Source organism: Streptomyces sp. S186 (assembly GCF_051603415.1).
Lineage (GTDB): Bacteria > Actinomycetota > Actinomycetes > Streptomycetales > Streptomycetaceae > Streptomyces.
Window position 1 is genome coordinate 6,105,475 of record NZ_CP193932.1, and the last position, 22,376, is coordinate 6,127,850.

Here is a 22,376-nt window from a genome sequence, read left to right on the forward strand (position 1 = left end):
CGCGTGACGCCCGCCGCCCGTCGCTGCCGCGGTCCCGCCGCCCCGGCCCCCGGGGCGCACGGCGCCGCGCCGCTCCCCGCCACCCCCGTGCCCGACCCGGAGACCGCGGTATGACCGAGCCCAGGGAACCCCGTCGCGTTCCGCGCCCCGCCCGGACCGGCGGCCGCCCGTCCGCCGGCCGCTCCGGCGCGCCCCGGACGCCCGCCGCCCGCCGCCCCGCCGCGGGCCGCCCCCGGCCGGCCGGGGGCACGCTGCGGCCGGTCAGCCCGCGCCCCCGGCTGCGGCTGGTGGCCCTGGCGCTGACGCTGGTGATGCTGGCGTTCGTCTTCCGGCTCGTGCAGGTGCAGGCCGTGGACGCCGCGGCCTACGCGGCCAGGGCCAACGAGAACCGCTACGTCCCGGTCAAACTGGCCGCCGAGCGCGGTGCGATCACCGATCGCAACGGCGTGGCACTGGCCACCACCGTGGACGCGTACGACATCACCGCCGACCCGAGCCTGCTGGCGCCCGCCCGGACCAAGATCAAGGACGCCCCGCGGCAGGCCGCCGCGCTGCTCGCGCCGATCCTCGGCGAGTCCGAGAAGACCCTCGCCGCCAAGCTCGACCAGCCCGCCTCGCGCTACGTCCTGCTCGCCCGCCAGCGCACCCCCCAGGTCTGGAAGCGGATCAAGGACCTGCGCAAGGAGCTGGACGCCAGGGCGGCCGCCGCCCCCAAGCGCGCCCCCCGCCCCAACGTCCTGGTCGGGATCTTCGCCGACAAGCACAGCAAGCGGGTCTATCCGGGCGGCGACCTCGCGGCCGGCCTCCTCGGCTTCGTCAACGGCGCGGGCAAGGGCGCCGGCGGCCTGGAGGCCCAGCTCGACAAGCAGCTGGCCGGCAAGGACGGCAAGCTGGTCTACGCCCAGTCCGGCGGCCGACGGGTCCCCACCGCCGACACCCAAGAGCACCCCGCCGTCCCCGGCACCGACGTCCAGCTGACGATCGACCGCGACATCCAGTGGGCGGCCCAGCAGGCCATCTCGCGCCAGGTGGAGAAGTCCGACGCCGACCGCGGCTACGTCGTCGTCCAGGACACCCGCACCGGCCAGATCCTGGCCCTGGCCAACGCCCCCGGCTTCGACCCCAACGACCTCTCCAAGGCCGGCCCCGACACGCTCGGCAACCCCGCCCTCACCGACGCCTACGAGCCCGGCTCCACCAGCAAGCTGATGTCGATGGCGGCCGTCCTGGAGGAGGGCGCCGCGACCCCGTACACCCGGGTCACCGTGCCCAACCGGCTGCACCGCGGCGACCGGCTCTTCGCGGACGACGTCGACCACGCCACCTGGAACCTCACGCTCAACGGCGTACTCGCCAAGTCCAGCAACATCGGCACCATCCTGGCCACCGGCCAGCTGGGCACCACCCAGCCCCAGGCCAACCAGGTCCTCTACTCCTACCTGCGGAAATTCGGCATCGGCCGGCCGACCGGACTCAACTTCCCGGGCGAGACCGACGGCATCCTGGCCAAGCCGCAGAACTGGAACACCTCGCAGCAGTACACCATCCCGTTCGGCCAGGGCCTCTCCCTCAACGCCGTCCAGGCCGCCTCCGTCTACTCCACCATCGCCAACGGCGGCGAGCGGATCGCCCCCACCCTCGTGCGCGGCACCACCGGGCCGGACGGCCGCTACACCCCGGTCCCCGCGCCCGCCCGGAGCCGGGTGGTGAGCCCGAAGACCGCCACCACCCTCTCCGCCATGCTGGAGTCGGTGGTCGACGACGAGGAGGGCACCGGCGCCAAGGCGAAGATCGACGGGTACCGGGTCGGCGGCAAGACCGGCACGTCCAACCGGGTGGACCCGAAGACCGGCCGCTACCACGGCTACACCGCCTCCTTCGCCGGATTCGCGCCCGCCGACCAGCCCCGCGTCACCGTCTACTGCGCCGTACAGAACCCCAAGCGGGGCAGCTATTTCGGAGGCCAGGTCTGCGGCCCGATCTTCCAGCAGGTCATGGCGTTCGCACTGAAGACCCTCCAGGTCCCCCCGACCGGCGCCGAGCCGCCGCGGCTGCCGGTCACCTTCAAGCCAGGCGAATGAAATCGAGGCACAACCGCCGTGACGACCATCACCCCCGACGGCCCGCAGCTGCCCGGCGACGGCCCCCCGGCGAAGCCCTCACTTCGCCCCGGGCCCGTTCTGCCCGGTACGCTCACCGCCGTGTCACAAGCTGATCAGTCCCCGAAAGCCCAGCACGCGGAGAAGGGCGGCCCCGGCAGATATCCGGGTGCGCCGCGCCCCGACGAGGTCCGCCCCACCCCCCTGGCCGACCTCGCCCAGCAGCTGGCGATCCCGCTCCCGGACGGCTCCTCAGCCGTCCAGGTCACCGGCATCACCCACGACTCCCGGGCGGTGCGGCCCGGTGACGTCTACGCCGCGCTGCCCGGCGCCCGTCTGCACGGCGCCGACTTCGTCGCCCAGGCCGCCGACCTCGGCGCCGCCGCGATCCTGACCGACCCGTCGGGCGCCGAGCGGGCCGCCGCGACCGGCCTGCCGGTCCTGGCCGTCAACGACCCGCGCGGCCGGATGGGCGCCCTGGCCGTCTCGATCTACGGGGCACCCGGCGACGACCTCCTCCAGATCGGCATCACCGGCACCTCCGGCAAGACCACCACCGCGTACCTCATCGAGGGCGGGCTGCGGGCGGCGGCGGCCAAAGAGGGCGGGGGACTGACCGGACTGATCGGCACGGTCGAGTCGCGGATCGGCGACGAGCGCCTGAAGTCCGAGCGGACCACCCCCGAGGCCACCGACCTCCAGGCGCTGTTCGCGGTGATGCGCGAGCGCGGCGTCCGCTCGGTCGCCATGGAGGTCTCCAGCCACGCGCTGGTGCTCGGCCGGGTCGACGGCTGCGTCTTCGACGTCGCCGTCTTCAACAACCTCAGCCCGGAGCACATGGAGTTCCACTCCGGCATGGAGGACTACTTCCAGGCCAAGGCGCAGCTGTTCACCAAGGCGCGCAGCAAGGCCGGCGTGGTCAACCTCGACGACGAGTACGGCCGCCGGCTGGCCGCCGGCGAGTCCGAGGTCCCGGTCACCACGTTCTCCGCCGAGGGCCACCCGGACGCGGACTGGCGCGCCGCCGACGTCGAGGTCGGCGCGCTCGGCTCGACGTTCACCGTGCACGGCCCCGGGGGCGTGACGCTGCGCGCCGCCTCCCCGATCGCCGGCCCGTTCAACGTCTCCAACGCGCTCGCCGCCATCACGGCCCTGGCCGTCGCCGGCGTGGACCCGCAGACCGCGGCCGACGGCGTCGCCGCGATCCCCGGAGTCCCCGGCCGCCTGGAGCGCGTGGACGCCGGCCAGCCCTATCTGGCGGTCGTCGACTACGCCCACAAGACCGACGCCGTCGAATCGGTTCTGCGCGCCCTGCGCAAGGTCACCACCGGCAAGGTGCACGCCGTCCTCGGCTGCGGCGGCGACCGCGACCGGCAGAAGCGGATGCCGATGGGCGCCGCGGTCGCCCGGCTCGCCGACACCGCCGTGCTGACCTCCGACAACCCCCGCTCCGAGGACCCGCTCGCGATCCTCGCCACCATGCTCGCGGGCGCCGCCGAGGTGCCCGTCCACGAGCGCGGCACCGTCCTGGTCGAGGAGGACCGGGCCGCCGCCATCGCCGCCGCCGTCGCCCGCGCCGAGCCCGGGGACACCGTGATCGTCGCGGGCAAGGGCCACGAACAGGGTCAGGACATCGCCGGAGTGGTACGCCCCTTCGACGACCGTCAGGTGCTGCGCGCCGCGATCGAGTCCGCCACGGCAGCGCAGCCGCCGCAGCAGTCACAGCAGCCGAACCACCAGGGATGACACACCGCCATGCGCGCACAATCCTCTTGTTGGCACCTCCTGCACGGCCCCGGGGGTGACCTGTGATCTCCCTGTCCCTCGCCGAGATCGCGAGCATCGTCGGCGGGCAGCAGCACGACATACCGGACGGGACGATCACCGGACCCGGGCCGCGAGGTCACCGGGGGCTGTTCGGTCGTCTCGGGACTTCGCCGCCGGCGCCGTGGAAGCCGGCGCGGCGCCGTCCGCCGGTCGGCGCGCCCATGAGTTGGGCATGCCCGCAGACGAGATCGCCACCGCGCTCTCCGAAGCCGGCACGCTCTCCCGCTGGCGTATGGAGGTCACCGAGCGCGCGGACGGCGTGACGGTCGTCAACGACGCCTACAACGCGAACCCCGAGTCCATGCGGGCGGCGCTGCGTGCGCTGGTCGCCATGGGCACTGCCGCCAGGGCGAAGGGGGGCCGGACGTGGGCGGTGCTCGGTGAGATGGCCGAGCTGGGCGAGGAGTCGCTCGCCGAACACGACGCGGTCGGGCGGCTGGTCGTCCGGCTCAACGTCAGCAAGCTCGTGGCGGTCGGCGGCAGGGAAGCGGCCTGGCTCGACATGGGCGCCAAGAACGAGGGTTCGTGGGGTGAGGAGTCGGTGCACGTGTCCGACACGCGGGCGGCGGTGGACCTGTTGCGCAGCGAGCTGCGACCGGGAGACGTCGTGCTGGTGAAGGCGTCCAGGTCGGTGGGCCTGGAGCGGGTGGCCGCGGCATTGCTGGACGGCGAGGGCTGCTGCGGCGCCGAGGGCGGAGCCGCGTCCCGATGAACTCCATGAAGCAGATCCTCTTCTCCGGGACGATCGGGCTCTTCCTGACCCTGATCGGCACCCCCCTGCTGATCAAGCTGCTGGCCAAGAAGGGCTACGGGCAGTTCATCCGCGATGACGGCCCCCGCACCCACGGCAGCAAGAAGGGCACGCCCACCATGGGCGGCATCTCCTTCATCCTGGCCACGATCATCGCCTACGCCCTGACGAAGGTGATCACCTCCAGCGACCCGACCTTCTCGGGCGTACTGGTGCTCTTCCTCTTCGCGGGCATGGGCCTGGTCGGCTTCCTCGACGACTACATCAAGATCGTCAAGCAGCGGTCGCTGGGCCTGCGCGCCAAGGCGAAGATGGCCGGCCAGCTGATCGTCGGCATCGCCTTCGCGGTGCTCTCGCTGCAGTTCGCCGATCTGCGGGGCGCCACCCCGGCCTCCGACCGGCTCTCCTTCACCCAGGACTTCGGCTGGCAGATCGGCCCGGTGCTCTTCGTCATCTGGGCGCTGTTCATGATCCTGGCGATGTCCAACGGCGTGAACCTCACCGACGGCCTCGACGGCCTGGCCACCGGCGCCTCGGTGATGGTCTTCGGCGCGTACACGTTCATCGGCATCTGGCAGCACCAGGAGTCCTGCGCCAACCTGATCACCGCCGGACCCGGCTGCTACGAGGTCCGCGACCCGCTCGACCTGGCGGTCGTGGCCTCCGCCCTGATGGGCGCCTGCTTCGGCTTCCTGTGGTGGAACACCTCGCCCGCCAAGATCTTCATGGGCGACACCGGCTCGCTGGCCCTGGGCGGCGCGCTCGCCGGCCTGGCGATCTGCTCCCGCACGGAGCTGCTGCTGGCGATCCTGGGCGGCCTGTTCGTCCTGATCACCATGTCGGTGGTCATCCAGGTCGGCTCGTTCCGGATGACCGGCAAGCGGGTCTTCCGGATGGCGCCACTCCAGCACCACTTCGAACTCAAGGGGTGGTCCGAGGTCCTTGTGGTGGTCCGGTTCTGGATCATCCAGGGCATGTGCGTGATCGTCGGTCTGGGCATCTTCTACGGCGGCTGGCAGGCGGCGAAGTGACCGTGTACGACCCGAAGGCTCCCGAGGACTTCGCCGGCAGGCACGTCACCGTGGCCGGTCTCGGCGTGAGCGGCGTCCCCGCCGCCCGCGCCCTGGCCGGCCTCGGCGCCCGCGTCACCGTCGTCAACGGCAGCGACGGCGAGCGCGAACGGGCCCAGGCGGCCGAGCTGGAGAAGCTCGGGATCACCGTCCGGCTCGGCGACGGGGAGACTCTCCCCGAGGGCACCGAGGTGGTGGTGACCTCCCCCGGGTGGAAGCCCACCAGCCCGCTCTTCCTGGCGGCCGGGAAGGCCGGCGTCCCCGTCTGGGGCGACGTCGAGCTGGCCTGGCGGCTGCGCGGCCCCAAGGCGGCGCCCTGGCTGGCGGTCACCGGCACCAACGGCAAGACCACCACCGTCCGGATGCTCGCCTCGATCCTCGCCGCGGCCGGCCTGCGCACCGCCGCGGTCGGCAACATCGGCGTCCCGCTGGTGGACGTGGTGCTCGGCGAGGGCCGGACCGAGGAGACGGCCTACGACGTCCTGGCCGTCGAGCTCTCCAGCTACCAGCTGCACTGGGCGCCGTCGGTGCGGGCGCACTCCGCGGCCGTCCTCAACCTCGCCCCGGACCACCTCGACTGGCACGGCTCCATGGCCGCCTACGCCGCCGACAAGGGCCGGATCTACGAGGGCAACACCATCGCCTGCGTCTACAACGCCGCCGACCCGGCAACCGAGGAGTTGGTGCGCCGGGCCGACGTCGAGGAGGGCTGCCGCGCGATCGGCTTCACCCTCGGCACCCCCGGCCCCTCCCAACTCGGCGTCGTCGACAGCATCCTCGTCGACCGCGCCTTCGTGGCGAACCGGCAGCAGCAGGCCCAGGAGCTCGCCGAGGTCGCGGACATCGCGCCCGCCTCCGGCAAGGCCGCCCCGCACAACATCGCCAACGCGCTGGCCGCCGCGGCGCTGGCCCGCGCCTTCGGCGTCCCGGCGACCGCGGTCCGCGACGGGCTGCGGTCCTTCCACCCGGACGCCCACCGCATCCAGCACCTCGCGGACGTCGCCGGGGTCTCCTACGTCGACGACTCCAAGGCCACCAACACCCACGCCGCCGAGGCGTCGTTGGCGGCGTACGAGCGCATCGTGTGGATCGCCGGCGGACTGGCGAAGGGCGCCACCTTCGACGACCTGGTGCGCACGGCCGCCGGCCGGCTGCGCGGGGTGGTCCTGATCGGCGCCGACCGGGCGCTGATCAGGGAAGCACTGGCGCGACACGCCCCGGATGTCCCGGTTGTCGACCTCGACCGGACCGACACTGGGGCGATGTCCGAGGCGGTCCGGGAGGCGGCCGGGCTGGCCGAGCCGGGCGACACCGTGTTGCTGGCCCCGGCCTGTGCCTCGATGGACATGTTCGTCAATTACAACAAGCGGGGCGAGGCGTTCGCCGACGCGGTCGGTGAGCTGGCCGCCGCGGGTCACTAGCCCGGTTCTCCCCGCTGCCGTCGTCGCCGGCGGCGAGCGCACCTGTGGAGGGGACGAGGATGACCGCCCGATCGGCGAAGCCGGCGCCGCAGCGCCCGGTCCGCCGGACCCCCGCCAAGGTGCGCCCGCCGCGGGTCGTGCGGACGCCGCCCGGCCCGCGCGGGCTCTACACCCGCGCCCGGCGGGCCTGGGACCGCCCGCTCACGGCGTACTACCTCATCCTCGGCGCCCCCCTGCTGATCACCGTGCTGGGCCTGGTGATGGTCTACTCGGCCTCCCAGATCAAGGCCCTGCAGTCCGGTCTGGCGCCGTCGTACTTCTTCCGCAAGCAGCTGCTGGCGGCCGCGATCGGCGGCGGGCTGCTGCTGCTCGCCTCCCGTATGCCGGTGCGCCGGCACCGGTCGCTGGCCTATCCGCTGCTCGCCGGCTCGGTCTTCCTGCTCGGCATGGTGCAGATCCCGGGCATCGGCGTCTCGGTCAACGGCAACCAGAACTGGCTGAGCCTGGGCGGGCCTTTCCAGGTGCAACCGAGCGAGTTCGCCAAGCTCGCGCTCGTCCTGTGGGCCGCCGACCTGCTGGCCCGCAAGGAGGAGAAGAAACTTCTGACGCAGTGGAAGCAGCTGCTGGTTCCCCTGACGCCGGTGACATTTCTCGTACTCGGGCTGATCATGCTCGGCGGCGACATGGGCACCACGATCATTCTCACCGCGATCCTCTTCGGCCTGCTGTGGCTGGCCGGCGCCCCGACCCGGCTGTTCGCCGGGGTGCTGGGCGCCGCGGCCGTGCTCGGCCTGCTGCTGATCAAGACCAGCGCCCACCGGATGTCCCGCCTCGCCTGCATCGGCGCGACCGATCCGGGCCCCGGCGACCAGTGCTGGCAGGCCGTGCACGGCATCTACGCGCTGGCCTCCGGCGGCCTCTTCGGTTCCGGGCTCGGGGCGAGTATGGAAAAATGGGGGGAACTCCCCGAACCGCACACCGACTTCATCTTCGCCATCACCGGGGAGGAACTGGGCCTGGCGGGGACGCTGTCGGTGCTCGCCCTCTTCGCGGCTCTAGGCTATGCGGGTATCCGCGTGGCCGGACGCACGGAGGACCCCTTCGTACGGTACGCAGCGGGTGGTGTGACCACCTGGATCATGGCCCAGGCCGTGATCAACATCGGTGCGGTGCTCGGCCTCCTGCCGATCGCCGGTGTCCCGCTCCCGCTGTTCTCCTACGGGGGCTCGGCCCTGCTGCCGACGATGTTCGCCGTCGGGCTGCTGATCGCCTTCGCGCGTGACGAGCCCGCCGCACGGGCGGCGTTGACGGCACGGTCGGCGCGGAAGCCGGCTCCCGGCAGGAAACCGGCTGGGGTGAGATGGAAGACGATGCGACGGCGCGTTAAGAGGCGGCCGTCCGGAGAGCGGTGAATTTCGGTGCATGTCGTACTCGCCGGTGGGGGGACCGCCGGCCACATCGAGCCCGCGCTCGCCCTCGCGGACGCCCTGCGCAGGCAGGACCCGACCGTGGGGATCACGGCACTCGGCACGGAGCGCGGCCTGGAGACCCGGCTGGTCCCCGAGCGCGGCTACGAGCTGGGACTGATCCCGGCGGTACCGCTGCCCCGCAAGCCCACCCCCGAACTCATCACCGTCCCCGGACGGCTGCGCGGCACGATCAAGGCCGCCGAGCAGATCCTGGAGCGCACCAAGGCGGACTGCGTCGTCGGCTTCGGCGGCTATGTGGCGCTGCCCGGCTATCTGGCCGCCAAGCGGCTCGGCGTGCCGATCGTCGTCCACGAGGCCAACGCCCGCCCCGGCCTGGCCAACAAGATCGGCTCGCGCTACGCCACGTACGTAGCCGTCAGCACCCCGGACAGCAAGCTACGCGGCGCCCGTTATGTCGGCATTCCGCTGCGCCGCTCGATCGCCACCCTGGACCGCGCCGCGATGCGCCCCGAGGCGCGCGCCGCGTTCGGCCTCGACCCCAACCTGCCGACCCTGCTGGTGTCCGGCGGTTCCCAGGGCGCCCGCCGGCTGAACGAGGTCGTCCAGGCCGCGGTCCCGGTGCTCCAGCGCTCCGGCATCCAGGTGCTGCACGCGGTCGGCCCGAAGAACGAACTGCCGCACGTGGACAACATGCCGGGAATGCCCCCCTATGTCCCGGTACCGTACGTGGACCGGATGGATCTCGCGTACGCCGCGGCCGACATGATGCTCTGCCGCGCGGGCGCGATGACCGTCGCCGAGTTGTCCGCCGTCGGGCTCCCGGCCGCCTTCGTCCCGCTGCCCATCGGCAACGGCGAGCAGCGGCTCAACGCCCAGCCGCTGGTCAACGCCGGCGGCGGCCTGCTGGTCGACGACGCCCAGCTCACCCCGGACTGGGTGCAGGACAACGTGCTCCCGGTCCTGGGCGATCCGCACCGGCTGTACGAGATGTCCCGCGCGGCCGCCGAGTTCGGCCGCCGGGACGCCGACGAGCTGCTGGTCGGCATGGTCTACGACGCGATCGAGCAGCGCCGCAAGTAGCGGACGAGAGAAGGCGGAGAGCGTGGCCGGACCGACCACCGCCAGGCGCGGAGCGAAGAAGTCGCGGTCCGGCCCGCCCTCTTCACCGCGGTCCGGCGGCCTTCGCCTCCGGCTGCCGCGCCCGCGGCTGCGCCGTCCGGGCCGCCGCGGTGTGATCATCGTTGTGGTTCTCGCGGCCCTGCTGGGCGGGTTCGGCGCCTGGGCGCTCTACGGCTCGGACTGGCTCCGGCTGGAGCGCGTCCGGGCCTCCGGCACCGACGTGCTCACCCCGGAGCAGGTGGTCGCCGCCGCCTCCGCGCCGATGGGCGCTCCGCTCGTCTCCGTGGACACCGACGCGGTGCGACGCCGGCTGCTGGCCCGGCTCCCGCGCCTCAAGAGTGTTGACATCACCCGTTCCTGGCCGCACACCCTCGGACTGGAAGTGACCGAACGGACGCCGGAACTGCTGCTGCGAGCGAACGGGAAGTTCGTGGAAGTGGACGGCGAGGGCGTCCGTTTCGCCACGGTGAGCCACGCGCCCCCCGGTATCCCGCTTCTGGAAATGACCGTTTCCGACTCCCCGAGCCTGCGCCGTTTCGGAACCAGCCGTTTGCTGCGCGCCGCGGTCACCGTCGCCCGGGACCTCCCGGACGCCGTCCGCAAGGACATCCGCACGCTCCGGATGCGCTCCTATGACTCCGTCACCCTCGAACTCGCAGGTGGCCGCACGGTGATGTGGGGCAGCAGCGAACAGGGCGCCGAAAAGGCGAAGGTGCTGGCCGAGCTGATGAAGGCCGCGCGTGACGCGCGCCACCTCGACATCTCGGTGCCCAGCGCGCCCGCGGTGTCCGGGAGTTGACGTACCGAGGCGCAGGCCAGCACCCTGGATGGCTACGACTATGGGTGATCACATAGGGTGAAAAGAAAAACGGGAGGTTCGGCGTGTTCGTTGAACGCGCGCGCCTTGTCGACTTAGTGTCTCGTTCCAAAGGGACCGTGGAACCAGGAACACAGGCACAGTAACCCTAAACTTCAGGGTTAGGGTTCGGGTCGGCAGAGCGGACCATCCCTTCGGCATCAGTCGGCGTCCACACGCAATGTGCGGCGACGACACGTAAATCGAGGCGAGAGGCCTTCGACGTGGCAGCACCGCAGAACTACCTCGCAGTCATCAAGGTCGTCGGCATCGGCGGCGGTGGCGTGAACGCCATCAACCGGATGATCGAGGTCGGGCTCAAGGGCGTCGAGTTCATCGCGATCAACACCGATGCGCAGGCGTTGCTGATGAGCGACGCCGACGTCAAGCTCGACGTCGGCCGCGAGATGACGCGCGGACTCGGCGCCGGCGCCAACCCGGACGTGGGCCGCAAGGCGGCCGAGGACCACCGCGAGGAGATCGAGGAGGTCCTCAAGGGGGCCGACATGGTCTTCGTGACCGCGGGTGAGGGCGGCGGGACGGGCACTGGCGGTGCTCCGGTCGTCGCCAACATCGCCCGCTCGCTGGGGGCCCTGACGATCGGTGTGGTCACCCGGCCGTTCACCTTCGAGGGCCGGCGCCGCGCCAACCAGGCCGAGGACGGCATCGCGAGCCTTCGCGAAGAGGTCGACACCCTCATCGTGATCCCCAACGACCGTCTGCTGTCCATCTCGGACCGCCAGGTGAGCGTGCTCGACGCGTTCAAGTCCGCGGACCAGGTGCTGCTGTCGGGTGTCCAGGGCATCACCGACCTCATCACCACCCCCGGTCTGATCAACCTCGACTTCGCCGACGTCAAGTCCGTGATGTCCGAGGCCGGCTCGGCGCTCATGGGCATCGGCTCGGCGCGCGGCGACGACCGCGCGGTCGCCGCAGCGGAGATGGCGATCTCCTCGCCGCTCCTGGAGGCGTCGATCGACGGTGCCCGCGGCGTGCTGCTCTCCATCTCCGGCGGCTCCGACCTCGGCCTCTTCGAGATCAACGAGGCCGCGCAGCTGGTCAGCGAGGCCGCGCACCCCGAGGCCAACATCATCTTCGGCGCGGTCATCGACGACGCGCTGGGCGACGAGGTCCGTGTCACGGTCATCGCCGCGGGCTTCGACGGCGGTCAGCCGCCGGCCCGCCGGGACACCCAGCAGGCCGGTATGCCCTCCCCGAAGCGCGACGAGCCCGCCCCGGCGCCGGTCCGCCCGACCGCGCCCCCGGTCGAGCCGCCCCGCCCCGCGCCGTCGTTCGGCGGCCTGGGCGCGGTCCCGCCGGTCCGGGACGAGGCCCCGGCGTCCGAGTCCCCGTCGCTGGGCGAGGTGTCCACCCCGCCGGCCGGCGGCCCCTCGGTTCCCCCGGCCCGTCCGTACTCGGACTCCGCGGCCGAGGAACTGGACGTTCCCGACTTCCTGAAGTGACGTAAGCACCGACGTGATAGGGCAACAGCACCACGTGAGCGGCGCGCACTTCGCCTTCACCGACCGGTGGGGCGGGGTGAGCGCCGCTCCGTATGAGCAGCTCAATCTGGGCGGCGCGGTCGGCGACGACCCGGCCGCCGTCCGCGCCAACCGCGACCTGGTGGCCCGGGACCTGGGCCTGGACCCGGCCGCGGTGGTCTGGATGAACCAGGTCCATGGCCGGGACGTGGCCGTGGTCGACGGACCCTGGGGGGAGGGCGGGATCCCGTCCGTGGACGCGGTGGTGACCACGCGTCGTGGCCTGGCGCTGGCCGTGCTCACCGCCGACTGCACCCCGGTCCTGCTCGCCGACCCGGTCGCCGGGGTGGCGGGCGCCGCGCACGCCGGCCGGCCGGGGCTGGTCGCCGGGGTCGTCCCGGAGGTCCTCGCCGCCATGGCCGAGCTGGGCGCGGAGCCGTCCCGGATCCTCGCGTACACCGGGCCCGCGGTCTGCGGACGCTGCTACGAGGTGCCCGCGGAGATGCGCGCCGAGGTCGCCGCGGTGGTGCCGGAATCCTGGGGGACCACCTCCTGGGGCACCCCGTCGGTGGACGTCACCGCAGGGGTGCGCGCCCAACTCGCCGCGAAGGGCGTGCAGTTGCGGGCGCAATCGCCGATCTGCACCCGGGAGTCGGCGGACCACTACTCGTACCGGCGCGACCGCACGACCGGGCGGCTCGCGAGTTACGTATGGCTCGGGGGCGGCCCCGGAGAGGCTGAGCTGTGACCGACGACCGCAGAACGCAACTGGCCGACAACCTGGCGCGGGTGGAGGATCGTATCTCCACAGCCTGCGCCAAGGCCGGCCGGTCACGGGACGAGGTCACGCTGATCGTCGTCACCAAGACCTACCCCGCGAGCGACGTCCGGCTGCTCGCGGAGCTGGGGGTGCGGCAGGTCGCGGAGAACCGCGATCAGGAAGCGGCACCCAAAGCGGCCGAATGTGCCGATTTGCCGCTGACTTGGCACTTCGTCGGTCAATTGCAGACCAACAAGGTGCGGTCGGTGGCCGGCTACGCCGGCGTCGTCCAGTCGGTCGACCGGCCCCGGCTCGTCACCGCGCTCTCCCGGGAGGCGGTCCGTGCCGGGCGGGAGCTGGGCTGTCTGATCCAGGTGGCATTTGACGTCGAGTCAGGACAGAACGGGCGCATCACGGGAGACCGTGGCGGGGTGGCGCCGGAAGGTGTCGCGGAACTCGCCGAGGCGATCACCGCCGCGCAAGGGCTGCGTCTGGACGGTCTGATGTCGGTCGCGCCGCTGGCCGGGCCGTACGCGGGACGTCAACGCGCCGCTTTCGAGCGGCTCATGGAAATCTCATCCGACCTGCGCGTGACCCATCCTGCTGCCACCATGGTGTCCGCAGGCATGAGCGCGGACCTCGAAGACGCGGTGGCGGCCGGGGCGACACATGTGCGCATCGGTACCGCGGTACTCGGAGTCCGACCACGGCTCGGGTAACGTCGCCAAGCAAGTCGGACCACAGCACAAAATATGGTCATTCCCGCAGGAGGCGGGCAGGCCGAGTGGATCCAAGGGCCCCGGTGACGGAGCCGATCCACCACAGAGCGGAGGACGCAGAGAATGGCCGGCGCGATGCGCAAGATGGCGGTCTACCTCGGCCTCGTGGAGGACGATGGGTACGACGGCCGGGGGTTCGACCCCGACGACGAGTTCGAGCCCGAGCTGGACCCGGAGCCCGATCGGGGACGGCGCCAACAGCACCAAGTCCCGGCCGAAACACGCCCGGAACGGGAGGAACCGGTCCGTGCCGTGACGCCTCCCGCGCCGCGTGAACCCGCCCCGCTCGCCGCGGAAAGCGGACGACCCGCGCGTATCGCCCCCGTGGCATCCATCACACCCGAACGCCCGAGCCTGGAGAAGAACGCACCGGTGATCATGCCCAAAGTTGTGTCCGAGCGGGAGCCTTACCGCATCACCACACTGCACCCCCGGACCTACAACGAAGCCCGTACCATCGGGGAACACTTCCGTGAGGGCACTCCGGTGATCATGAATCTCACGGAGATGGACGACACCGACGCGAAGCGACTTGTCGACTTTGCGGCCGGTCTGGTCTTCGGACTGCACGGGAGCATTGAGCGGGTGACGCAGAAGGTGTTCCTGTTGTCGCCTGCTAACGTCGATGTCACGGCGGAGGACAAGGCCCGTATCGCAGAGGGCGGATTCTTCAACCAGAGCTGAGACGCAACACCGGGCACACCAAGGCCGTAAGGTCGGCACAGGAACACACAAGGGGAGAGGGAAGCGCGAGATGAGTGTCGCTGGTCAGGTGATCTACATCGCGCTGTACTGCTTCCTGATCCTGCTGATCTTCCGCCTGGTGATGGACTATGTCTTCCAGTTCGCCCGTTCATGGCAACCCGGCAAGGCGATGGTGGTGATTCTTGAGGCCACCTACACTGTCACCGATCCGCCACTCAAGCTTCTGCGGCGGGTCATCCCGCCGCTGCGTCTCGGGGGCGTGGCGCTCGACCTGTCCTTCTTCGTATTGATGATCATCGTCTACATCCTGATCACCGTCGTGAGGTCGGTGTTGTTGGTGTGAACGATACGGTCTTGCCGATTGCCGACGACTACGTTGAGGTGAAGTAGAGATGCCGTTGACCCCCGAGGATGTGCGGAACAAGCAGTTCACGACCGTCCGCCTCCGAGAAGGCTATGACGAGGACGAGGTCGATGCCTTTCTCGACGAGGTCGAGGCCGAACTGACCCGCCTGCTCCGGGAGAACGAGGACCTGCGCGCCAAGCTGGCCGCCGCCACTCGTGCCGCCGCGCAGAACCAGCAGCAGGGTCTGCGCAAGGGTCCCGACCAGCAGCAGGAGCAGCAGCAGCGGCCGGGGGCCCCGGTGCCCGCCGCCATATCCGGTCCGCAGCCGGTTCCGCCGCAGCAGCAGGGGATGGGTGGCCCGCCCCAACTGCCCGGTGGTGCACCGCAGCTGCCTCCCGGTCCCGGTGGCCACGGTCCGGGTCCACAGGGTCCGCACGGTCCCGGCCCGATGGGCCAGGGCGGCCCGCTGGGCGGTCCGCTGGGCGGCCCCGGACAGCAACTGCCGCAGCCGGCCCAGCAGCAGGGCGGCCCCGGCGGTGACAGCGCGGCCCGCGTGCTGTCGCTGGCACAGCAGACCGCCGACCAGGCGATCGCGGAGGCCCGTTCCGAGGCCAACAAGATCGTCGGCGAGGCGCGCAGTCGTGCCGAGGGCCTGGAGCGGGACGCCCGCGCCAAGGCCGACGCGCTGGAGCGGGACGCGCAGGAGAAGCACCGCGTGGCGATGGGCTCGCTGGAGTCGGCCCGCGCGACGCTGGAGCGCAAGGTCGAGGACCTGCGCGGCTTCGAGCGCGAGTACCGCACCCGTCTGAAGTCGTACCTGGAGAGCCAGCTGCGTCAGCTGGAGAACCAGTCCGACGACTCGCTGGCTCCGCCGCGGACCCCGGCTGCCCCCTCGCTGCCGCCGTCGCCGTCGATGGCGTCGGCCGGTGCGGGCACCATGGGCGGCAACCACACCATGGGTGGCGGCCAGTCGATGGGCGGCAACCACTCCATGAGCAGCCCGTCCAGCGGTGGCCCGTCCTACGGCGGCCAGCAGCAGATGTCGCCGGCGATGACCCAGCCGATGGCACCGGTGCGGCCGCAGGGGCCGTCGCCGATGCAGCAGACGCCGTCGCCGATGCGTGGCTTCCTCATCGACGAGGACGACAACTGACGGACGGCTGACGCCGGTACGGCGCGCGGAGTCGGCAATCAGGGCCGGGCCCCGAGGGATCTCCCTCGGGGCCCGGCCCTGTTCGTGCCGCCGTGCGGGCGCCGATCGTCCGCCGTCGTCCGTGCGGGGGGCGCGGCGGTGGTACGCGGGGGCGGACAAGAGCGAGGGCCCCGGCGCGCGGTGCGCCGGGGCCCGGTCGTGCTCTGCCGTGCTTCCGTGCTCCGTTATGCCTTGCGGAGGTGGAAGGTCAGGGACAGCGCCTCGTCGGTGAAGGCCGGGCCGTAGGAACCGTCCGGCTCACCGGCGGCGAAGTCGGTGGCCAGCACCTCGTCGGCGATCAGCGTGGCGTGGTCGGCCAGTGCCGTGCGCACCTCGTCGTCGGCGGCGGCCCAGCGGAGCGCGATCCGGTCGGCGACGTCCAGGCCGCTGTTCTTGCGGGCCTCCTGGATCAGCCGGATCGCGTCGCGGGCCAGGCCGGCGCGGCGCAGCTCCGGGGTGATCTCCAGGTCGAGGGCGACCGTCGCGCCCTGGTCGGAGGCGACCGACCAGCCCTCGCGCGGGGTTTCGGTGATGATGACCTCTTCGGGAGTGAGGCCGACCGTCTCGCCGTCCACCTCGACGCTCGCCGTGCCCTCGCGCAGCGCGAGCGAGAGGGCGGCGGCGTCCGCGCCGGCGATCGCCTTGGCGACCGCCTGGACGCCCTTGCCGAACCGCTTGCCCAGGGCCCGGAAGTTGGCCTTGGCGGTGGTGTCCACCAGGGAGCCGCCCACTTCGGACAGCGAGGCCAGCGAGCTGACGTTCAGCTCCTCGGCGATCTGGGCGCGCAGGTCCTCGGAGAGGTCCGCGAAGCCGTGGGCGCCGACCAGGGCGCGGGACAGTGGCTGGCGGGTCTTGACGCCGGACTCGGCGCGGGTGGCGCGGCCCAGCTCGACCAGCCGGCGCACCAACTGCATCTGCGCGGAGAGCGCCGGGTCGATCAGCGCGCGGTCGGCCACCGGCCAGGTGGTGAGGTGGACCGAATCCGGGGCGTCCGGGGTGACCGGGACGACCAGGTCCTGCCAGACCCGCTCGGTGATGAACGGGACGAGCGGAGCCATCAGCCGGGTGACCGTCTCGACGACGTCGTGCAGGGTGCGCAGCGCGGCCGCGTCGCCCTGCCAGAAGCGGCGGCGGGAGCGGCGGACGTACCAGTTGGAGAGGTCGTCGACGAAGGCGGAGAGCAGCTTGCCGGCGCGCTGGGTGTCGTAGCTCTCCAGGGCCTCGGTCACGCCCTCGACCAGGGTGTTGAGCTCGCCGAGCAGCCAGCGGTCCAGCAGCGGGCGGTCGGCCGGGGCCGGGTCGGCGGCGGACGGTGCCCAGCCGGAGGTGCGGGCGTAGAGCGCCTGGAAGGCGACGGTGTTCCAGTACGTCAGCAGGGTCTTGCGGACGACTTCCTGGATGGTGCCGTGGCCGACGCGGCGGGCCGCCCAGGGGGAGCCGCCGGCCGCCATGAACCAGCGGACCGCGTCGGCGCCGTGCTGGTCCATGAGCGGGATCGGCTGGAGGGTGTTGCCCAGGTGCTTGGACATCTTCCGGCCGTCCTCGGCGAGGATGTGGCCCAGGCAGACCACGTTCTCGTACGAGGACTTGTCGAAGACCAGGGTGCCGACGGCCATCAGGGTGTAGAACCAGCCGCGGGTCTGGTCGATGGCCTCGGAGATGAACTGCGCCGGGTACCGCTTCTCGAAGAGCTCCTTGTTGCGGTACGGGTAGCCCCACTGCGCGAACGGCATCGAGCCGGAGTCGTACCAGGCGTCGATGACCTCAGGGACGCGGGTCGCCTCCAGGGCGCAGCCCTCGTGGGTGCAGCCGAAGGTGACCGCGTCGATGAACGGGCGGTGCGGGTCCAGGCCGGACTGGTCGGTGCCGGTCAGCTCGGACAGCTCGGCGAGCGAGCCGACGCAGGTCAGGTGGCCCTCCTCGCAGCGCCAGATGGGCAGCGGGGTGCCCCAGTAGCGGTTGCGGGAGAGCGCCCAGTCGATGTTGTTGTTCAGCCAGTCGCCGAACCGGCCGTGCTTGACCGACTCCGGGAACCAGTTGGTGTTCTCGTTCTCCCGCAGCAGGGCGTCCTTGACCGCGGTGGTGCGGATGTACCACGACGGCTGGGCGTAGTAGAGCAGCGCAGTGTGGCAGCGCCAGCAGTGCGGGTAGCTGTGCTCGTAGGCGACGTGGCGGAAGAGCAGACCGCGGGCGTCGAGGTCGGCGACCAGCGCCTCGTCGGCCTTCTTGAAGAACTGGCCGCCGACGAGCGGCAGTTGCTCCTCGAAGGTGCCGTCCGGGCGGACCGGGTTGACCACCGGGAGGCCGTAGGCGCGGCAGGTCCTGAGGTCGTCCTCACCGAAGGCGGGGGCCTGGTGGACGAGGCCGGTGCCGTCGTCGGTGGTGACGTACTCGGCGTTGACGACGAAGTTGGCGCCGTCGAGGTCGACGAGCTGGAAGGGGCGGTCGTAGGCCCAGCGCTCCATCTCGCGGCCGGTGAACGTCTCGCCGGTGGCCGTCCAGCCCTCGCCCAGCGCCTTCTCCAGCAGCGGCTCGGCGACGACCAGATGCTCGCTGCCGTCCGTGGCGACGACGTAGGTGACGTCGGGGTGGGCGGCGACGGCGGTGTTGGAGACCAGGGTCCAGGGGGTGGTCGTCCAGACCAGGAGGGCGGCCCGGCCGGCCAGCGGGCCGGAGGTCAGCGGCAGGCGGACGAAGACCGAGGGGTCGACGACCGTTTCGTAGCCCTGCGCCAGCTCGTGGTCCGACAGGCCGGTGCCGCAGCGCGGGCACCACGGGGCGACGCGGTGGTCCTGGACCAGCAGGCCCTTGTTGAAGATCTCCTTCAGGGACCACCACACCGACTCGATGTAGTCGGGGTCCATGGTGCGGTACGGGGTGTCCAGGTCCGTCCAGTAGCCCATGCGCGTGGTGAGCGCGGCGAAGGCGTCGGTGTGCCGGGTCACCGACTCGCGGCACTTGGCGTTGAACTCGGCGATGCCGTACGCCTCGATGTCCTTCTTGCCGCTGAAGCCCAGCTCCTTCTCCACGGCCAGCTCGACCGGGAGGCCGTGGCAGTCCCAGCCGGCCTTGCGGTCGACGTGGTAGCCCTGCATGGTGCGGAACCGGGGGAAGACGTCCTTGAAGACGCGGGCCTCGATGTGGTGGGCGCCGGGCATGCCGTTGGCCGTCGGGGGGCCCTCGTAGAAGACCCACTCGGGGCGGCCCTCGGACTGCTGGAGGGTGCGGGCGAAGACCTTCCGCTCCTGCCAGAAGTCGAGCACCGCGTGTTCCAGGGCGGGCAGGTCTACCTGGGCGGGTACCGGTCGGTACTGGGGTGTGGGACTCATCGGTTCCTCCGGCGGACACCTGGGTGCGTTCTCCGACCGGAGGGACGAGAGCGCTGGCTCCCGCGGTACCACCCTCCTTGGCGGTGCGCGCCGCACCGCCCCCTCATTGGGGTCGCGCTGCCGGTTCTAGTCGCCGGTGGATCCGCGGCCCGTGGGCGGGGTCCGCTGCTCTCCGGCTTTCTTCCGGCGGCTCCGGGGTGATCTTCACGTCATGCACGCCTCCGGGCTCGCACCGTCCCCGGATCGCTGCAGGCTGCGTATGACGCTACTCGTCCCATCGACGCCTTTCGCTGGGCCCCAGTGTAAAGGGCCGGGCCGACACCGGCCGACCGGAATTCGGGCCGCCGGCCGCCGCTCGGCGGCTGACCCGAATGCCGGGACCCGCGCAGTCGGTCGTCCGGGGGCGGATTACCGCGCGGACAGCGGGGCACAAACGAGGCAGACCGGACGTACGGTCCCGGTGGCGGGGTGGCCGGGCGGTGCGTCCCGTTGCCGCGTGCCGTGAGGCGATTTATCGTTCCGGTCACGATTCGCGAACAAGATCACATATGTGAAGGGGTCGCGGCCATGGTGGCGAAGAAGTCCGCCGCGGAGAAGACCACGACGTCCGCCGGGCCCACTGACGAGGACGTCGCGCAGCAGTCCGCGCGCGAGGAGGCGACCGGGCCCGCGCCGGAGAAGGCGGCCGCGAAGAAGGCCGCCGGGAAGAAGGCGCCGGCCAAGAAGGCTGTCGCGAAGAAGGCGCCGGCCAAGAAGGCGGCGCCCGCCAAGGCCGCGGCCAAGAAGACGGCGGCGAAGAAGACCGCCGCGAAGAAGGCGGCCACGAAGAAGACGACCGCCGCGAAGAAGCCGGCGGCGAAGAAGGCGACCGTCGCGAAGGCGGCGGCCGGGGAGACGGCCGGGCCGGCGGAGGAGACGGGAGCCAAGACGGTGGTGGCGAAGAGGACGGTGGCCGCGCCGGCCACGGACGGTGCGGAGTCCGGGGCGCCCCCGGCCCGTACGGCCGCGGCACCCGGCGAACTCGCGGTACGGGCCGGTGAGGAGCCGTGGACGCCGGCGGAGGTGGCCGAGGCGCGGACCGGCCTGATGGACGAGGTGGGCCGGCTGCGGGCGGAGATCGCCGCGGCCGAGGACGCCATCGCCGGGCTGATGCGGGACTCCGGGGACGGCGCGGGCGACGACGAGGCCGACACCGGCACCAAGAACATCACCCGCGAGCACGAACTGGCGCTGGCCTCCAACGCCCGCGAGATGCTGCACCAGACCGAGCGGGCGCTCGGCCGGCTGGACGCCGGCACCTACGGCCTGTGCGAGAACTGCGGCCAGCCGATCGGCAAGGCGCGGATGCAGGCGTTCCCGCGGGCGACGCTCTGTGTGGAGTGCAAGCAGAAGCAGGAGCGGCGCTGAGCCGTGCGCCGCCGCGCCGGGCGAGCCGGCCGGCACCCGTCCGGCCCGTTCCCGCAGGCGGGTGCCGTACTCTCGTGGGCAGCCGGGCTGGGCCTGGTGAAGGACTCGACGGGCTGAGGGACGCACACGTGGCAGAGGCGGAACGCATCACCGGTACGCCGGAATCCGAACCGGGTTCCGGGGCGGACACCGCGGCGGGATCCGAAGGGGGCCGGCCGGCGGAGGGCGAGCGGCCGACCGGGCGCGGCAAGCGGCGGATCGCCGCGCTGCTGCTGGTGGCCGCGGTCGTCTACCTCCTCGACCTGGGCAGCAAGCTCGCGGTGGTCGCCAAGCTGGAGCACCACGCGCCGGTCGAGATCGTCGGGACGCTGCTGCAGTTCAGCGTGATCCGCAACCGCGGGGCCGCCTTCGGGTTCGGCGAGGCGCTGACGGTGTTCCTGACCATCATCGCCGCGGTGGTGATCGTGGTGATCGCCCGGATCGCCCGCAAGCTCCGCAGCCTGCCCTGGGCGATCGCGCTGGGCCTGCTGCTGGGCGGCGCGTTCGGCAACCTCACCGACCGGATCTTCCGCTCGCCCGGCGTCTTCCAGGGCGCGGTGGTGGACTTCATCGCCCCGGCCCACTTCGCGGTCTTCAACCTCGCCGACTCCGCCATCGTCTGCGGCGGCGTGCTGATCGTGCTGCTGTCCTTCCGGGGCCTGGACCCGGACGGGACGCTCCACAAGGACTGACGGCCGGTCCGCGTCCCGGCCCGGTGGCCGGGGCCCTCCGCCGGGCGGGGCAGTGCCGGGGGACTGCCATACTCGTGGGGTGAGCACCTTCCCCGAGATCCGCACCCTGCCCGTACCGGACGGCCTGGAGGGCGAGCGCGTGGACGCCGCGCTGGCCCGCATGTTCGGCTTCTCCCGGACGAAGGCCGCCGAGCTGGCGTCGGCCGGCAAGGTCCGGGTCGACGGCTCCGAGGTGATGAAGTCCGAGCGGGTGCACGGGGGCGCCTGGCTGGAGGTCGAGATGCCGCCGGCGGCCGCGCCGGTGGAGATCGTGGCCGAGCCCGTCGAGGGCATGGAGATCGTGCACGACGACGAGGACGTCGTGGTGATCGGCAAGCCGGTGGGGGTCGCCGCGCACCCCAGCCCCGGCTGGAGCGGCACCACCGTCATCGGCGGCCTGGCCGCGGCCGGGTACCGGATCTCCACCTCCGGGGCGGCCGAGCGGCAGGGCATCGTGCACCGTCTCGACGTCGGCACCTCCGGGCTGATGGTGGTCGCCAAGTCGGAGCGGGCGTACACCTCGCTGAAGCGGCAGTTCAAGGAGCGGGTGCCGGACAAGCGCTACCACGCGCTGGTGCAGGGCCACCCGGACCCGCTGAGCGGCACCATCGACGCCCCCATCGGGCGGCACCCGAACCACGACTACAAGTGGGCGGTGACCGCCGACGGCAAGCCCTCGGTCACCCACTACGACCTGATCGAGGCGTTCCGGGCGGCCAGCCTGCTGGACATCAAGCTGGAGACCGGCCGGACGCACCAGATCCGGGTGCACATGTCCGCGCACCGGCACCCCTGCGTCGGCGACCTGACCTACGGCGCGGACCCCACCCTCGCCAAGCGGCTGGGCGTCGCCCGGCAGTGGCTGCACGCGGTGCGGCTGGGTTTCGAGCACCCCTCGGACGGGCGCTGGGTGGAGTTCGAGAACGCCTACCCGGCGGATCTCCAGCACGCGCTGGACACCGTCCGGGAGGAGAGCTACTGACGTCCGGGGCGTGAAAGCGGGCATCTGATCACTTCGTGGCACGCTTGGGGCG

17 protein-coding genes and 1 pseudogene are annotated in these 22,376 nt (G+C 71.9%); 17 read left to right on the forward strand and 1 reads right to left on the reverse strand.

Going from position 1 to position 22,376, the window contains the following annotated elements:
- Window positions 1-110 precede the first annotated feature (110 nt).
- From ACRAS8_RS26285 to ACRAS8_RS26350, 14 genes and pseudogenes are all read left to right on the forward strand, one after another.
- On the forward strand, window positions 111-2,081 hold the full coding sequence (locus tag ACRAS8_RS26285) for a peptidoglycan D,D-transpeptidase FtsI family protein (protein WP_438488472.1): 1,971 nt from the start codon (window positions 111-113) through the stop codon (window positions 2,079-2,081).
- Between the two features lie 18 nt (window positions 2,082-2,099).
- The gene (locus ACRAS8_RS26290; protein ID WP_438488473.1) at window positions 2,100-3,845 is read left to right on the forward strand and encodes a UDP-N-acetylmuramoyl-L-alanyl-D-glutamate--2,6-diaminopimelate ligase; all 1,746 of its coding nucleotides are present in this window, start codon (window positions 2,100-2,102) and stop codon (window positions 3,843-3,845) included.
- Window positions 3,846-4,062: 217 nt separating this feature from the next.
- A pseudogene (locus ACRAS8_RS26295) lies at window positions 4,063-4,638 on the forward strand (glutamate ligase domain-containing protein); the annotation flags it as partial.
- A 5-nt stretch (window positions 4,639-4,643) separates the two neighbouring features.
- Window positions 4,644-5,708: a phospho-N-acetylmuramoyl-pentapeptide-transferase gene (gene mraY, locus ACRAS8_RS26300; protein WP_438490597.1), complete on the forward strand. Its 1,065-nt coding sequence runs from the start codon at window positions 4,644-4,646 to the stop codon at window positions 5,706-5,708.
- Complete coding sequence (murD, locus tag ACRAS8_RS26305; protein ID WP_438488474.1) at window positions 5,705-7,168, forward strand: UDP-N-acetylmuramoyl-L-alanine--D-glutamate ligase; 1,464 nt, start codon at window positions 5,705-5,707, stop codon at window positions 7,166-7,168. The genes mraY and murD overlap by 4 nt, the downstream gene beginning before the upstream one ends.
- Window positions 7,169-7,227: 59 nt before the next feature.
- On the forward strand, window positions 7,228-8,580 hold the full coding sequence (ftsW, locus tag ACRAS8_RS26310) for a putative lipid II flippase FtsW (RefSeq protein WP_438488475.1): 1,353 nt from the start codon (window positions 7,228-7,230) through the stop codon (window positions 8,578-8,580).
- Window positions 8,581-8,586: 6 nt separating this feature from the next.
- On the forward strand, window positions 8,587-9,678 hold the full coding sequence (gene murG, locus ACRAS8_RS26315) for an undecaprenyldiphospho-muramoylpentapeptide beta-N-acetylglucosaminyltransferase (RefSeq protein ID WP_438488476.1): 1,092 nt from the start codon (window positions 8,587-8,589) through the stop codon (window positions 9,676-9,678).
- A 22-nt stretch (window positions 9,679-9,700) separates the two neighbouring features.
- Window positions 9,701-10,516: a cell division protein FtsQ/DivIB gene (locus tag ACRAS8_RS26320; RefSeq protein WP_438488477.1), complete on the forward strand. Its 816-nt coding sequence runs from the start codon at window positions 9,701-9,703 to the stop codon at window positions 10,514-10,516.
- A gap of 281 nt (window positions 10,517-10,797) precedes the next feature.
- A complete protein-coding gene (gene ftsZ, locus ACRAS8_RS26325; RefSeq protein ID WP_438488478.1) occupies window positions 10,798-12,036 on the forward strand; it encodes a cell division protein FtsZ in 1,239 nt (412 codons plus the stop codon).
- 13 nt (window positions 12,037-12,049) lie between these two features.
- Window positions 12,050-12,802 carry a peptidoglycan editing factor PgeF gene (gene pgeF, locus ACRAS8_RS26330; RefSeq protein WP_438488479.1) on the forward strand — a complete coding sequence of 251 codons (753 nt, stop codon included), beginning with the start codon at window positions 12,050-12,052 and terminating at the stop codon, window positions 12,800-12,802.
- A complete protein-coding gene (locus ACRAS8_RS26335; protein WP_438488480.1) occupies window positions 12,799-13,533 on the forward strand; it encodes a YggS family pyridoxal phosphate-dependent enzyme in 735 nt (244 codons plus the stop codon). The genes pgeF and ACRAS8_RS26335 overlap by 4 nt, the downstream gene beginning before the upstream one ends.
- A gap of 123 nt (window positions 13,534-13,656) precedes the next feature.
- Complete coding sequence (locus ACRAS8_RS26340; RefSeq protein WP_438488481.1) at window positions 13,657-14,277, forward strand: cell division protein SepF; 621 nt, start codon at window positions 13,657-13,659, stop codon at window positions 14,275-14,277.
- A gap of 70 nt (window positions 14,278-14,347) precedes the next feature.
- Window positions 14,348-14,641 (forward strand): YggT family protein, encoded by a 294-nt coding sequence (locus tag ACRAS8_RS26345; protein ID WP_039637383.1) that lies wholly within the window; start codon window positions 14,348-14,350, stop codon window positions 14,639-14,641.
- Between the two features lie 49 nt (window positions 14,642-14,690).
- A complete protein-coding gene (locus ACRAS8_RS26350) occupies window positions 14,691-15,797 on the forward strand; it encodes a DivIVA domain-containing protein (RefSeq protein ID WP_438488482.1) in 1,107 nt (368 codons plus the stop codon).
- Between the two features lie 224 nt (window positions 15,798-16,021).
- Here ACRAS8_RS26350 and ileS read toward each other — a convergent pair whose 3' ends face one another.
- Complete coding sequence (gene ileS / locus ACRAS8_RS26355; protein WP_438488483.1) at window positions 16,022-19,165, reverse strand: isoleucine--tRNA ligase; 3,144 nt, start codon at window positions 19,163-19,165, stop codon at window positions 16,022-16,024.
- Between the two features lie 567 nt (window positions 19,166-19,732).
- On the opposite strand from ileS, the gene ACRAS8_RS26360 reads away from it, so the two are divergent.
- From ACRAS8_RS26360 to ACRAS8_RS26370, 3 genes are all read left to right on the forward strand, one after another.
- Window positions 19,733-20,572 carry a TraR/DksA family transcriptional regulator gene (locus ACRAS8_RS26360; RefSeq protein WP_438488484.1) on the forward strand — a complete coding sequence of 280 codons (840 nt, stop codon included), beginning with the start codon at window positions 19,733-19,735 and terminating at the stop codon, window positions 20,570-20,572.
- A 128-nt stretch (window positions 20,573-20,700) separates the two neighbouring features.
- Window positions 20,701-21,303 carry a signal peptidase II gene (gene lspA, locus ACRAS8_RS26365; protein ID WP_438488485.1) on the forward strand — a complete coding sequence of 201 codons (603 nt, stop codon included), beginning with the start codon at window positions 20,701-20,703 and terminating at the stop codon, window positions 21,301-21,303.
- Window positions 21,304-21,382: 79 nt separating this feature from the next.
- A complete protein-coding gene (locus tag ACRAS8_RS26370; protein WP_438488486.1) occupies window positions 21,383-22,324 on the forward strand; it encodes an RluA family pseudouridine synthase in 942 nt (313 codons plus the stop codon).
- Window positions 22,325-22,376: the final 52 nt, after the last annotated feature.